Origin of the sequence: Halarchaeum grantii (assembly GCF_014647455.2) — an archaeon.
In the GTDB taxonomy this organism is placed as follows: Archaea; Halobacteriota; Halobacteria; order Halobacteriales; family Halobacteriaceae; genus Halarchaeum; species Halarchaeum grantii.
Genome location: NZ_BMPF01000003.1, coordinates 153,146 through 165,768 on the forward strand (window position 1 = coordinate 153,146; position 12,623 = coordinate 165,768).

The 12,623-nt window shown below is 72.0% G+C and carries 13 protein-coding genes; 7 read left to right on the plus strand and 6 right to left on the minus strand.

All coding sequences use genetic code 11. The features are described from left to right. Positions 1-6 precede the first annotated feature (6 nt). The 3 genes from IEY12_RS10690 to malQ form a co-directional block, all read right to left on the minus strand. Complete coding sequence (locus IEY12_RS10690; RefSeq protein WP_188883708.1) at positions 7-570, minus strand: hypothetical protein; 564 nt, start codon at positions 568-570, stop codon at positions 7-9. Positions 571-757: 187 nt separating this feature from the next. Further along, a complete protein-coding gene (locus IEY12_RS10695) occupies positions 758-1,663 on the minus strand; it encodes a DMT family transporter (protein ID WP_188883709.1) in 906 nt (301 codons plus the stop codon). Positions 1,664-1,729: 66 nt separating this feature from the next. Next, a complete protein-coding gene (gene malQ, locus IEY12_RS10700) occupies positions 1,730-3,223 on the minus strand; it encodes a 4-alpha-glucanotransferase (protein ID WP_188883710.1) in 1,494 nt (497 codons plus the stop codon). Between the two features lie 159 nt (positions 3,224-3,382). Between malQ and IEY12_RS10705 the strand changes: the two genes are divergently transcribed. Beyond that, complete coding sequence (locus tag IEY12_RS10705) at positions 3,383-4,432, plus strand: glycosyltransferase family 4 protein (RefSeq protein ID WP_188883711.1); 1,050 nt, start codon at positions 3,383-3,385, stop codon at positions 4,430-4,432. 7 nt (positions 4,433-4,439) lie between these two features. Here the strand turns inward: IEY12_RS10705 and IEY12_RS10710 are convergent, their stop codons facing one another. Beyond that, entirely contained in the window at positions 4,440-4,949 is a 510-nt protein-coding gene (locus tag IEY12_RS10710) for a hypothetical protein (protein WP_188883712.1), read from the minus strand. Positions 4,950-5,003: 54 nt separating this feature from the next. Further along, positions 5,004-5,456, minus strand: coding sequence for a DUF7510 family protein (locus IEY12_RS10715; RefSeq protein ID WP_188883713.1), 453 nt, complete (start codon positions 5,454-5,456; stop codon positions 5,004-5,006). Between the two features lie 88 nt (positions 5,457-5,544). Between IEY12_RS10715 and malA the strand changes: the two genes are divergently transcribed. The 4 genes from malA (at position 5,545) to IEY12_RS10735 (ending at position 9,834) form a co-directional block, all read left to right on the plus strand. Next, a complete protein-coding gene (gene malA / locus IEY12_RS10720; RefSeq protein WP_188883714.1) occupies positions 5,545-7,542 on the plus strand; it encodes an alpha-amylase MalA in 1,998 nt (665 codons plus the stop codon). 126 nt (positions 7,543-7,668) lie between these two features. Then, positions 7,669-7,902: a hypothetical protein gene (locus tag IEY12_RS10725; protein WP_188883715.1), complete on the plus strand. Its 234-nt coding sequence runs from the start codon at positions 7,669-7,671 to the stop codon at positions 7,900-7,902. A 198-nt stretch (positions 7,903-8,100) separates the two neighbouring features. Beyond that, positions 8,101-9,390: an MFS transporter gene (locus IEY12_RS10730; RefSeq protein WP_229871189.1), complete on the plus strand. Its 1,290-nt coding sequence runs from the start codon at positions 8,101-8,103 to the stop codon at positions 9,388-9,390. Between the two features lie 39 nt (positions 9,391-9,429). Next, the gene (locus IEY12_RS10735; RefSeq protein ID WP_188883716.1) at positions 9,430-9,834 is read left to right on the plus strand and encodes a disulfide bond formation protein B; all 405 of its coding nucleotides are present in this window, start codon (positions 9,430-9,432) and stop codon (positions 9,832-9,834) included. 53 nt (positions 9,835-9,887) lie between these two features. On the opposite strand, the gene IEY12_RS10740 is transcribed toward IEY12_RS10735, so the two are convergent. Then, the gene (locus IEY12_RS10740; protein ID WP_188883717.1) at positions 9,888-10,238 is read right to left on the minus strand and encodes a hypothetical protein; all 351 of its coding nucleotides are present in this window, start codon (positions 10,236-10,238) and stop codon (positions 9,888-9,890) included. 96 nt (positions 10,239-10,334) lie between these two features. Here IEY12_RS10740 and IEY12_RS10745 point away from each other — a divergent pair, with 96 nt between their 5' ends. Beyond that, positions 10,335-11,258: an amino acid kinase family protein gene (locus tag IEY12_RS10745; RefSeq protein ID WP_188883718.1), complete on the plus strand. Its 924-nt coding sequence runs from the start codon at positions 10,335-10,337 to the stop codon at positions 11,256-11,258. Between the two features lie 135 nt (positions 11,259-11,393). Further along, entirely contained in the window at positions 11,394-12,617 is a 1,224-nt protein-coding gene (locus IEY12_RS10750; RefSeq protein ID WP_188883719.1) for an MFS transporter, read from the plus strand. Positions 12,618-12,623: the final 6 nt, after the last annotated feature.

Consider the following 12,623-nt stretch of genomic DNA (forward strand, 5'->3'; position numbering starts at 1 on the left):
AAGCTTCTACTGGCGTTCGAGCGCGTCCGACATGGACGACGAGAGGTAGTGCGAGAAGATCTCGTTCGTGTCGAGCGGGGACTTGCCGGTCGGGTAGTTCTCCTCGAAGACGTCGTAGAGCGGGCGGATGTACACGCGGAGCTCGTGGCCGCGTCGCTCGACCGTCTCGTGGCGCCAGCCCGCCTCGTCGAGCGACTCGCGGACGAGCTCGTCGAACTCGCCCTGGTGCCAGCCGGAGACGTGGTCGCGGACGGGCTCCTCCTCCTCGCTCTCGCGCGCGAGCTCGTCGCAGACCTCGTCGTGCGCGACGAGGAGGCGGCCGTCGCTCCGGAACCCGTCCGCGATGTCGAGGAGTTCGCTGTGGAGGCCCTGCGGGTGGAAGTAGAGGTGGCGGCTGTACTCCCACTCCGCGCTCTCGAAGCCCTCCGTGACGACGTCGTGGTCCACCTTCGAGACGTCGAGTCGCGTCTTCAGGCGGTGGTTGACGTCGGGTCGCGAGAGGACGGTGATGTCGTCGCGCACGAGGTCGTTCGCGAGATCTTCTGCGGTCTCGTAGAGGTCGTCGCTCATACTCGATACGTGCGTCGGCCAGCGGATAACCGTTCTCCCCAGCGGCAGTATTCGGTCGGTATCTGTGACGCGCCGCGGGGATGGCGAGCGGTGGAGCCACGCGCCGTGCGGACGGAGCGACCCCCGCGGGCGTGGGCTACGGGGGGCCGAGTCAGTCCCCCGCCTCCTCGTCGGTCGCGGTTTCGCGTCAGCCGCCGAGCCGGGCGCGGGCGTAGCGCCGGAGCGCCCCGGCTTTCACGAGGCAGAAGCCGACGAGCACCGCGAGAAAGCCCCCGACGGTCGAGGCCTCGAGGCCCTCACCGAGGACGAGCCACCCGAAGACCGCCGCGAACGGCGGGATGACGTATTCGAGGAGCCCCATCTCGATGGGGCCGAGGCGGTCGAGCAGGCGGAAGTAGACGAGGAAGCCGGCGGCACCGGGGACGACGGCGAGGTAGAGCACCCACAGCGTCGTCTCCGGCGGGAAGGCCGCCATCGCGAACGACTGGCCGGGGACGGCGAACGCGGCGGCGTCGAGCGCGAGCGCGCCGACGAGGAGCATCCACGCTTGGAGCGCGAGGCCGCCGAGTTCGGCGTCGTCCTCGCGCGTGAACACCGCGCCGACCGTCCACACGACGGCGGACGCGAGGACGAGGCCGACGCCGGCGCTCGCGGCGAGGTTCGACGGGTCGGGGTCGGCGATGAGGACGACGCCGCCGAAGCCGACGAGGACGCCGGCGACGCCGAGCGCGGAGAGCCGTTCGTCCGGCCGCGCGAACCGCGTCACCGCCGGCGTAAGCACGGGGACGAGACCGAGGAGCGTGGCCGCGACGGCGGGCGGAACCGTCCGCTGGCCGGCGAAGAGGAGGGCGTGGTGGAGGCCGATGTTGCAGAGGCCACCGACGAGGATGGGCGCCCAGTCGCCCCAGCCGCGCGGGCGGAACGACCGCCCGGTGGCGAGGACGACGCCGACGAGGAGGAGCGCGGCGAGGTCGAAGCGGAGCGCGGCGAGCGGGACCGGCGGGACGGTGTCGAGGGCGGCGTCCGTCGCGACGAACGCCGTCCCCCACGACGCGGCGAGTGCGAGGTAGAGTGCGGCGTCGCGTCTCGTCATCGTCGAGTGGAGGCGCGCCGGTACTGATAACGCCGACGGAACGGCGGGCGACCGGTCGCCGCGGCGTCAGCGTCGCGCGTTCGCGGTGACGTCGGCGAGTCGCGCGGCGAGGTCGTCGGTGAGCGCGCCGTCCTCGACGCGCCACCCCCAGTTCCCCGTCGCGGTGCCGGGCGTGTTGAGGCGTGCGTCGCTCCCGCGACCGAGGAGGTCGGGCATCGTCGTCATCGCGACGACGGCGGGCGAGTCCCAGACGGCGTCGAGGAGCGCCCACGCGGGCGACCCGTCCCTCTCGAAGTCGAGGGCGTAGTCGAAGCAGTCGCGCTGGCGCTCGTCGAGCGACTCGTAGTAGCCCGCGGCGGTGTCGGTGTCGTGCGTGGACGTGTAGGCGACGCAGTCGCGCGGGTAGTCGCTGGGCTTGTAGCGGTGGTGCTCGGCGCACCAGTCGGCGTACTCGGGGACGCGCATGCCCGGGAAGCCGAGGCGGTCGCGCAGCCCGAGGACGCCGTCGTCGAGGAAGCCGAGGTCCTCGACGACGAACGGGAGGTCGCCGAGGTCCTCGCGCACGCGCTCGAAGAACGCCGCGCCGGGACCGGGGTGCCACTCGCCGTCGGCGGCGCTCGCGGCGTCGGCGGGGATCGCCCAGTAGGCGTCGAACGCCTTGAAGTGGTCGAGGCGCGCGACGTCGACGAGGTCGAAGAGGCGGTCGAGGCGCCGCACCCACCAGCCGTAGTCGTCGGCGGCGAGGGAGTCCCAGTCGTAGACCGGCATCCCCCAGCGCTGGCCGTCGTCACCGGCGCTCGGCGGGACGCCGGCGACGGCCTCGGGGTCGCCGGCGGTGTCGACGGCGAACGCTTCGCGGTTCGCCCAGACGTCGGCGGAGTCGAGCGCGGCGTACATCGGGACGTCGCCGAGGAGCTGGATGCCGCGCTCGCGGGCGGCCTCGCGGAGCGCGCGCCACTGCTCGTCGAAGCGCCACTGGACGAAGGCGTGATAGCGTATCTCGTCGGCGTGCTCCTCGCGTGCGGCGGCGAGCGCGTCGGGGTCGCGTTCGCGCAGTTCGCGGGGCCACTCGGTCCACGACTCGCCGCCGTGGGCGCGCTTGAGCGCGCGGTAGAGCGCGTAGTCGGCGAGCCAGTCGCGCTCGCGCTCGCGGAACGCCTCGAAGGCGTCGCTCGCGTCGGCGTCCGCGCTCTGCTCGAAGCGCTCGAAGGCGGTCCGGAGGCGCTCGCGCTTGAACGACGCGACGGCCTCGTAGTCGACGTGTGTCGGCTCGGCGGTATCGGGCGCCTCGAGTTCTGCGTCGGTCAGCCACCCTCGGTCGCCGAGCGCGTGGAGGTCGAGGAGGAGGGGGTTGCCGGCGAACGTCGAGGGCGAACTGTACGGGGAGTGGCCGTGGACGCCGGTCGTCGGGCCGAGCGGGCAGAACTGCCAGAGCGACTGGTCGGCGGCGTCGAGGAAGTCGAGGAAGTCGCGCGCGCCCGCACCGAGGTCGCCGATGCCGTGGCTGCCGGGGAGCGAGGTGAGGTGACAGAAGACACCGCTCGTTCGCTCGAAGTTCATGCGTCCGTCTACCGGACGACCCGCCATGAACGTTGCCGAACTGACGGCAATACTTGCGACCCACAGCAGAGTGATACTCGCCCGCCACCCAGCGGTGATAATGGAACAGCGACGCGCCGGGCGTACGCCGTCACCAGTTCGCACCGCCGGTGGTGAGCGATGCCCCCGTCAGTCCTGATGCTCGGGTGGGGGTTCCCCCCGAACATCAGCGGCGGACTCGACACGTTCGTCGGTTCGCTCTTCTGGGAGTTCGACGACCGCGACGACGTGGACGTCGAACTCGTCCTCCCGGCGGAGTTCGCACCGGACGACGTCGCGGCCATCCACGGCATCCCGACCGGCGACGGGGACGTCATCGAGCGCATCGAACGCCTCTCCGAGGAGTTCGTCGAGCGCGCCGCCGACGCCGACGTCGTCCACACCCACGACTGGTTCGGCTACGACCCCGGCGTCGAGTCGCAGTCCACGCACGACGTCCAGTGGATGACGACGTTCCACTCGCTCACGCAGGACCGCAACCTCAACCCGCCGGACTACGAGGTCGAGACCGAACAGCGCATCGTCGACCGCGCCGACAGCCTCGTCGCCGTCAGCGACCTCACCGCCGGGCGCGTCCGCGAGTTCTACGGCGGCGACAGCAACGTCGTCCACAACGGCTTCCAGCGCGTCGAACCCACCGGTCGGGACGTGAAGGCGGAACTCGGCATCGACGGCCCGATGCTCTTCTTCGTCGGCCGACACACCCACCAGAAGGGCATCACGCACCTCCTCTACGCGATGTCGAAGCTCCGCCGACCCGAGGTGACGCTCGTCCTCGGCGGCTCCGGCCACCTCACCGCCCAACTCGAGCGCTTCGCGGAACTGCTCGGCGTCGACGACCAGATCGAGTTCGTCGGCTACGTCCCCGACGCCGAGCTCGCCGACTACTACGCGAGCGCGGACGCGTTCGTCTCCGCGTCGCTCGCCGAGCCGTTCGGCATGACCGTCGTCGAAGCCCTTTCCACGGGGACGCCCGTCGTCACCACCGAGTGCGGCGCCGCCGAAGTGCTCCCCGACGACTGCCTCGTCCTCGTCGACTCGCACTCCGACGCCATCGCGGACGGCATCGACGCCGCGCTCGCGATGGACGGCGTCCCCGACTTCGAGGAGCGCACGTGGGCGGACGTCGCCGACGACTACGTCGCGCTCTACGAGTCGCTCCTCGCGTAACGCCTCCTCACTCGCTCTCGAGTGAGCGCACCGGCTCGTGGAGCTCCGTCCGCAGCACCTCGTCGGCCGCCGTCATGACGTCGCGAAACGACCGGTCGTCGTCCAGTATCGGTGTGGATACCTCCTCGGGGCGCTCCGCGCCGGCCCGCTCCGTGACCGTCTGGAAGACGAGGAGCGTGTCCAAGAGCGTCTCGTATTGACCGTCGGAGACGAATATCCGCGCGCGCTGTATCGACCGGTGATACCCGTCGACCATCTCGTCGAACTCCCGCTCGTCCTCGCGGTCGTAGACCGCGTACGTGCCGGACTCGGCGATCGGGGCCAGCGTGGTGCGACACCGCGTGAACGACTCGTGTAGCTCCGCCAGCCGGTCGACCTTCTTCTCGATGAGGTACTCCGCCTGTCGCCGCTGGTTCTGATTCGCCTCCCGCACCCTCGTGGTGTGTATCGTCACTCCCGCCGAGAGCGCGGCGCCAGCGAGGGTGCCGAGGACCGCGATCACCGCCGACGAAACCATATATCGCACTCACTCGACGGCCGCGGCTTAAGCGTGGGGGTGTCGTCCGTCGGGCTACTCGCGTGGCTCGCCGACGACGCGGACGTCGTGGGCGGGTTCAGGGTGGACGACGCGGAAGCCCGACGGCGTGGACTCGACGCCGACGACGCGCTCGCCGGGCCCGTGGCCGGTGTTCCGGCCACCCATCGCGGCGTACGGGTCGGCGTCGCCGTCCGCGGGGTCGTACGGGTCGGCCTCGTCGTCGTCGGGGTCGTCGGGGCTCTCGGTGCCCTCCTCGGCGACGGGGTCGTAGGGGCTGTCCGGAAGCGTGCTCTCGTAGGGGCTGTCGATGGGCGAGCGCAGGTTCTCGATGGGGTCCTCGAAGTCCTCCGGCGGGAGGTAGATCTCCTCGCCCGAGGCGGAGTAGACGACGACGGCGGCGTCGCGCGTCCCCGCGATGGTGATCACCGTCCCGTCGGCGTCGACGGTCGCGTCGACGCTCACTCGCGGCGCGTCGGAATCGGACATACGTTCCGTTCGGCGGGCGACGCCATGGTGTTTCCGGTGGATCGCACCGCAACCGACAAGCCCCCGCTCGCCGAAGTGTCGTCTGAGAATGGATCACGTCGGGCCGCCGCGCTTCGTTTCCGTCGGAGACACCGTCGAGTTGGCGCCGTGGGACCCGGACCCGGCGGCGTCGTATCGCTGGTCGCTCGAGCGCGCGCCCGCAGACGCGGCGGTCGCACTCGCCGACCGCCCCGTTCAACAGGTCACCGTGGAGGCCCCCGGAACGTACGTCTTCGCGCTCGACGCGCCGAGCGGCACGCACCGCCAGACCGTTCGCTGTTTCTCCGCGTCCGGCGAGCGCGGCACCCGGGCGCCACCCGGCAGGAGCGGCGGCGCGCGCGACGCACCCGGTGACAGCGACGCGGACTACCCGCACGCCGAGCGCGGGGACGCGCGCGGTCGGCCGCGAATCAGACTCGACGGCCACCGCGAGGGGGACGACGTCGTCATCACGGCGACGCCGCGCGCGCACCCGGAGAGCGGGGAGTCGGCTGCCGACCTCGACGTCGTCTTCGCGCTCGACGACCGGGACGCCCTCTCGGCGGACGCCGCCACCGTCGAGGGACGCGAACTCCGCGTGCCCGCCTCGGCAATCGAGCGCCGCGAGCGCGTCCACGCGGTCGCCGTCGGCGAGAGCGGGCACAGCGTCGCCGACGCCGTCGCCATCACGCGCGAGGGGAACGCGGTGTCGGTCGAGCGCCGCTACGACGCGCCCGACTGGGCCGCCGACGCCGCCTACTACGAGGTGTACGTGCGGACGTTCGCGCCCGACGCCGCGCACGGCGAGACGCTCGCGGCGATCACCGAGCGCCTCGACCACCTCGCTGACCTCGGCGTCGACGCCGTCTGGTTGACGCCCGTCCTCGCGAACGACGACGCACCGCACGGCTACAACATCACGGACTTCTTCGCGATCGCGCCCGACCTCGGGGAGCGCGCGGACTACGAGCGACTCGTCGAGGAGGCCCACGCCCGAGACATGAAGGTGCTCTTCGACCTCGTGTTGAACCACACGGGGCGCGAACACCCCTTCTTCCGCGACGCCTACGGGAACCCGGAGAGCCCCTACCGGAACTGGTACGACTGGCAGGAGTCCGGCGAACCGGAGACGTACTTCGACTGGGAGCTCATCGCGAACCTCGACTACGGCACGCTCGACGTCCGGCGCCACCTCCTCGACGCCGTCGACGAGTGGGCGCCGCTCGTCGACGGCTTCCGCTGCGACATGGCGTGGGCGGTCCCGGACGGCTTCTGGCGCGAGGTCCGAGCGCGGGTGAAGGACCACGACTCGGCGTTCCTCCTCCTCGACGAGACCATCCCCTACATCCCGAACTTCCACGAGGGCATGTTCGACGTCCACTTCGACTCGACGACGTACGCCTCCCTCCGGAGCGTCGGGCGCGGCGACGCGCCCGCCTCGGCGGTCCTCGACGCCGTCGAGTCGCGTCGCGAGAGCGGGTTCCCCGACCACGCGCGCTTCCTCCTCTACATGGAGAACCACGACGAGACGCGCTACCGCGTCGAATGCGGTCGCCCCGCGTCGCTCGCCGCCGCCGGCGTCCTCTGCACGCTCCCGGGCGCGCCGCTCGTCTACGCCGGCCAAGAACTCGGCCAGCTCGGGCGGCGCGACGCCGTCGTCTGGGACCCCGAGCACACCGACGACGCCCTCCTCGCGCACTACCGGCGGCTGCTCGGCGTGCGCCGCGAGATGCCGGCGCTCGCCGCCGGCGGCGACCTCCGCCGCCTCGACTACGAGGTGGTCGAGGGCGACGCCGAGCGCGTCGTCGCGTACGGCCGCGTCGCCCCGGACGCGACGGCCGGCGATTCCGGTGGCGACCCGCGCGACGCAGACGCCGCCGTCGTCCTCTGCAACTTCGCCGAGGGACGCGCGACCGTCTCGCTCGACGTCGACACAGCGGCCGTGGACGTCGTGACGGGCGACGCGCTCGGCGGCGGCGGCGCCGTCACCGTCGAGGACGTCGTCGTCCTCCCGACGACGCCGGACGCGCTCGCGGCGCGCGCCGCGCCGCCCGGCGAGCGACTATAACGGCCGCGCGCCCGCGTAGGTGGTGCGGCTCACCACGGCGCCTCACGCGCTAGCGACACGCGAGGGAGCACCGTGCGGGACCGGCTGGCGAGTAGACTTTTGCGTCCGGACGCCCTTCGCGTGGGTATGTCCTACACCCCGTCGCGTGACGACGCGGCCTACGAGCGCTTCGAGCTGTCCGTCGCCGGGCTGGAGGCGGCGGAGGAGAGTCGAGTCGCGCAGCGCGTCAAGCGCGCGCCGGGCGTGCGCGAGGTCCGCCCGGACGCAGCGGCCGGCGCCGTCACGCTCGTCGCCGAAGGCGAGGTGGCAGTCGGTGACGCGGAGTGGATTCTGGAGACGGCGGGCTACCCCGTCGAGTAACCCCCGGGTTCTCGCCTCGTTCGGTCGGTCCGTGCGAACACTGACACACGGTTAGCGGCGAGTACGCGGCCCGTCACAACGCTTATACTGACACGCCACTATCCATCGACAACCTACTGACTGACCGTTCAGTCACATACCCATGTACGACAGACCGCACCCGACAGCACGCACCGCCCACCCCGGGGTGCATCGCCAGTGAGCTATCTCGACGTCGACCGGCGCATCCTCGCGCTCGCGTTCGCGCGAATGGTGGACTCGCTGGGGAACTCCTTCCTCATCGTCGTCCTCCCGCTCTACATCACGAGCGGCGTCGTCACCGGCGGCACCTTCGGGCTCTCCGCGACGCTCATCACCGGCCTCATCCTCTCCGCCTTCGGCTTCTTCAACAGCGGCATCCAGCCGTTCGCCGGAAACCTCTCCGACCGCACCGGCAGGCGGCGGATATTCGTCATCGCCGGCCTCCTCACGCTCACCGTCGCGAACTTCGTCTACACGCTCGTCGACAGCTACGGCGCCGTCCTCCTCGTCCGCATCACGCAGGGCGTCGGCGTCGCGCTCACCGTCCCCGCCACCATCGCGCTCGTCAACGAGCTCTCGCGCGAGAGCGCGCGCGGCGAAGCGATGGGCGTCTTCAACACCTTCCGCATGATCGGCTTCGGTCTCGGCCCCGTCGTCGCCGGCGGCGTCGTCGCCAGCGGCCCCTACCTCGGCGGGACGATAACCGGCTTCGAGGCCGCCTTCTACGTCGCCACCCTCAGCGCGCTCCTCGGCGCGCTCTGCGTCTACCTCCTCGTCGAGGACCCCGAACAGGAAGAAGCCGACGCCGGCGAGGACATCAGCATCGCCGTCCTCGACCGCGTCCGCGACGACAAACTCCTCGACCCCGTGTTCACGCTCGGCGTCGCCTCGCTGTTCATGGCCATCGGCATCGCGCTCCTCGAACCGCTCGAACACCACATCAACACCACGCTCGGGCAGACCGCGACGATGTTCGGCATCGAGTTCTCCGCGTTCGTCCTCGCGCAGGTCCTCCTGCAGGCCCCCATCGGGTCGTGGAGCGACGAGTACGGCCGCAAGCCGTTCATCCTCGCCGGGATGCTCATCCTCGTCCCCGCGACGCTCGCGCAGGGCCTCGTCACCACGCCCGCCGGCATGATCGTCGCGCGCTTCGTGCAGGGCGCCGCCGGCGCCGCCGTCTTCGCGCCCGCGATGGCGCTCGCCGGCGACCTCGCGACAGGTCGAAGCTCCGGGACGACGCTCTCCGTCCTCACGATGGCGTTCGGCCTCGGCACCGCCATCGGCCCGCTCTCCGCCGGGCTCCTCGCCGGCATCACCCTCCCGTTCGGCACGGCCTACGCGACGCCGTTCGTCTTCGGCGCCGTCCTCGCCTTCCTCGGGTTCTGCCTCGTCTACTCGCAGGTCGACGAGACCGTCGACACCGGCGGCGCCGAACCCGTCGAGCCGGGCGCGGCCGCCGCCGACTAACGCACATCCACAAGTACCCGCGCCGCCAACGACCGCGGCGTGCTCGCTCGACTCCCCTCGCGGCCCCTCCTCGCGCTCGGCGCCGCGATCGCCGCCGTCGCCACCACCGGGAGCCTCACGTACAGCCTCGGCCTCGGCTTCGCGCCCTGCGAACTCTGCTGGTACCAGCGCGTCCTCATGTACCCGCTCGTCGGCGTCCTCTCGTACGCGTGGTACACGCGCGACACCGGCGTCTACCGCCTCGTCCTCCCCTTTTCGGTCGCTGGCACCGCGCTCGCCGCCTACCAGTCCTACCTCCAAGTCGTCGCGGGCGGCACCTGCGCGCTCGGGGGCTGTGCGACCGTCTACGTCCGCCCCGTCACCATCCCGAACCAGTCGCTCCTCGCGTTCTGCCTCCTCACCGGGCTGATGGCCGTCCTCCTCGTCCGTGCGCGCCGACCGTGAGGAGGGGTTTTCTGCGGACGCGGTGGGGTGAGATCTCCGGACGCGGTGGTGTCTCAGTCCGCCTGCTCGACGGCGAGCGTCGCGTTGAAGAGAGCGAACCCGACCGCGACGATGACGTACGTATAGAGTCCGCGTTCTGTCAACCCGAAGACGCTCGCGCTCCCGACGATGGCGACGACGGCGGCAACGAGACCGACGACGCCCACGACCGCCGCGCCGGGTGGGAGACCGCGAAAGCGGGTAGTCGGGTTCTCGAAGCGCGTGACGAAGTAGCCGGTCGCGAAGTAGAGCAGGCCGACGGCGACGCTCAGTGCGGGGGTCGCGAACCAGTAGTGGACGATGCCGCCGACGAGGACGGCGGCGGCGACGCCGACGACCGGGGGCGAGCGGTGGAGGGCGGACACGGCAGGTCCGTTTTCGGCCGACGGTGATAGACCTAGGGTCGGCGCGGCGTCCGTGTGGCCACAACGCCCTTCTCCGCTCCCACCCCGCTACCCCGTATGAGCAGATTCGTCGTCGCGCTCGGCGGGAACACGCTCCTGCGCTCCGGTGACGGCACCGTCGCCGAGCAGCGCGCGCGGGTCCGCGAGACGCGCGACGCCCTCGCGGTCCTCCACGAGCGCGGCCACGACGTCGTCCTCACGCACGGCAACGGCCCGCAGGTCGGGAACCGGCTGCTCGCCGAGGAGCAGTCCGACGGCGAGGCCGAACCGCTCGACGTCCTCGTCGCCGAGACGCAGGCCCAAGTCGGCTACCTCCTCCAGAACGGGTTCGGGGACGCGTTCGGCGGCCCGCCAGTGCCCGTCGTCACGCGCGTCCGCGTCGCCCCCGACGACCCCGCCTTCGACGACCCGACGAAGCCCGTCGGCCCCTACTACTCGGCGGCCGACGCCGCCGAGAAGCCCTTCGCCACGACCGAGGTCCACCGCGGGGGCGACGAGACGGCCTACCGTCGCGTCGTCGCCTCCCCGGAGCCCGAGGCCGTCCTCGAAGCCGACCACATCGCCGCGCTCGTCGCCGACGCCTCCGGGCCCGTCGTCTGCGGCGGTGGCGGCGGTGTGCCGGTCATCCACGACGGCGACGGCGGCCACGAGGGGGTTCCCGCCGTCGTCGACAAGGACCACACGACCCGCCTCGTCGCGGACGCCGTCGACGCCGACGCCGTCGTGATGCTCACGGACGTCGACGCCGTCTATCGGAGCTTCGGGACGCCCGAACAGGAGCCGATTCGGGAGGCGACGCCCGCCGATCTGCGCGCGCTGCTCGACGACGGCGAGTTCGCCGCCGGGAGCATGGCGCCGAAAGTCACCGCGTGCGCGCGATTCGTGACCGAGACCGGCGGACGCGCCATCGTCACCTCGCCCGCGGAACTCGACGCCGCGCTCGACGGCGAGGCGGGAACGACCGTGACGGCCGACGACTGAACGCCCGCGATTTGGGCACGCCTATGTGTGCATCGGACCAACGGGCGCCCATGCGCACACCGGGGTGGCCGGCGGCGTGACGCGCGACGGACCGCAGACCCGACTGACGCCCCCGAGCCATCGGGGGTGGGTCGCGTGAGCGTGGACCGACGCGTGCTCGCCCTCGGCCTCGCGCGCCTCGCCGACTCGTTCGGGAACGCGCTCCTCATCGTCGCACTCCCCCTCTACGTCGTCAGCGCGCACGTCCACGGCGGCGTCCTCGCCCTCCCCGCCGCCGTCGTCAGCGGCGTCGTCCTCGCCGCGTTCGGCGTCTTCGACGCCGTGATTCAGCCGTGGGCGGGCCGCCTCTCCGACCGCCTCGGGAGGCGCCGCGTGTTCGTCCTCGTCGGCCTCTGCGTCCTCGCCGCCACCAACCTCGCGTTCCTCGGGACGCACACCTATCTCGGTCTCCTCGCCGTCCGCGTCGTCCAGGGCCTCGGCGTCGGCCTCACCGTCACCGCGAGCGTCGCGCTCATCAACGAGTACAGCACGCCCGACTCCCGTGGCGTGCACTTCGGCGTCTTCAACGCCCTCCGACTCGTCGGCTTCGGGGTCGGCCCCGTCGTCGCGGGCGTCCTCGTCGCGCACGGCCCCTTCGACGTCCTCGGGCACGCCGTCGGGGGGTTCGCCGCCGCCTTCGACGTCGCCGCCGTCGCCGCCGGCCTCTCGCTGGTCGTCGTCTACGCGCTCGTCCGCGACCCCGTCGAGACGAGCGCCGCCGCCGCGAACGACCTCGGCCTCACCGTCAGCGACGGCGCGGGCGGGCTCGACCCCGTCTTCGCGCTCGGCGGCGCCACGCTCGTCGTCGCCCTTGGAATCGCCTTCTTCGCCGCCATCGAACCCGCCATCAACGCCCGCCTCGGACAGGAGGCGGTCGGCTTCGGCCTCGAGTTCGCCGCGTTCGTCGCCGCGTTCGTCCTCGCCCAACCCGTCGCCGGCCGGCTCTCCGACCGACTCGGGCGCAAGCCGTTCGTGGTCGCCGGCCTCTGCCTCGCCGCGCCCGCGCTCCTCGCGCAGGGGTTCGTCGCCGCGCCGTGGCAGATGGCGCTCACCCGCGCCGTGCAGGGCGTCGGCGCCGCGATGGCGTTCGGGCCCGCGCTCGCGCTCGTCGGCGACTACGCGTCGGGCGGCGACGACGCCTCGACGCTCTCGATACTCACGATGGCGTTCGGCCTCGGCGCCGGCGTCGGCCCCGTCGTCGCCGGCCCCCTCGCCGACTACGGCTTCGCCGTCCCGTTCGCCGTCGCCGCCGCCCTCTCCGTGCTCGCCGCACTCGTCGTCCAGACGCAGGTGCCCGACGACCGCGTCGAGGCCGCGTGAGGGCGA

Bases quoted from the DNA above. Each gene is read 5' to 3' on its own strand.
- IEY12_RS10705 (WP_188883711.1), top strand. From the start codon at position 3,383: ATGCCCCCGTCAGTCCTGATGCTCGGGTGGGGGTTCCCCCCGAACATC.
- malA (WP_188883714.1), top strand. From the start codon at position 5,545: ATGGATCACGTCGGGCCGCCGCGCTTCGTTTCCGTCGGAGACACCGTC.
- IEY12_RS10695 (WP_188883709.1), bottom strand. From the start codon at position 1,663: ATGACGAGACGCGACGCCGCACTCTACCTCGCACTCGCCGCGTCGTGG.
- IEY12_RS10725 (WP_188883715.1), top strand. From the start codon at position 7,669: ATGTCCTACACCCCGTCGCGTGACGACGCGGCCTACGAGCGCTTCGAG.
- IEY12_RS10745 (WP_188883718.1), top strand. From the start codon at position 10,335: ATGAGCAGATTCGTCGTCGCGCTCGGCGGGAACACGCTCCTGCGCTCC.
- malQ (WP_188883710.1), bottom strand. From the start codon at position 3,223: ATGAACTTCGAGCGAACGAGCGGTGTCTTCTGTCACCTCACCTCGCTC.
- IEY12_RS10690 (WP_188883708.1), bottom strand. From the start codon at position 570: ATGAGCGACGACCTCTACGAGACCGCAGAAGATCTCGCGAACGACCTC.
- IEY12_RS10710 (WP_188883712.1), bottom strand. From the start codon at position 4,949: ATGGTTTCGTCGGCGGTGATCGCGGTCCTCGGCACCCTCGCTGGCGCC.
- IEY12_RS10715 (WP_188883713.1), bottom strand. From the start codon at position 5,456: ATGTCCGATTCCGACGCGCCGCGAGTGAGCGTCGACGCGACCGTCGAC.